The 242-nt window shown below is 71.1% G+C and carries 1 protein-coding gene; it reads left to right on the top strand.

Annotated features, from left to right (window positions below; translation table 11 throughout):
- Positions 1 to 242: hypothetical protein (locus tag RAD10_RS42425; protein ID WP_461622082.1), on the top strand; the 242-nt coding region annotated here is incomplete at both ends.

The following is a 242-nucleotide window of genomic DNA, read 5'->3' as shown; positions in this document are numbered from 1 at the left end:
ATCGACCAGACCCTGGAGCGCCCGCTGCGTCCGGGCGAGGTCTCGCTCGACGAGCTCGAGCGCGCCTTCCGCGAGACTGCGATCGAGGCGCCGACGCCCGCGCCCGTTGCCAAAGCCGAGCCCGCGCCGGCCGCTGAAGCGCCCGCGCCTGTTGTTAAGGAAGTGGCCAAGGAAGCAAAGCCCGCCAAGGAGAAGGCCGCGCCGAAGAAGTCGATGGCCGACGAGGGCGCCAGCGAAGGCGA

The sequence above is a fragment of the Bradyrhizobium sp. 23AC genome, from assembly GCF_054863025.1.
This window is presented reverse-complemented; position numbering and strand designations above follow the sequence as displayed.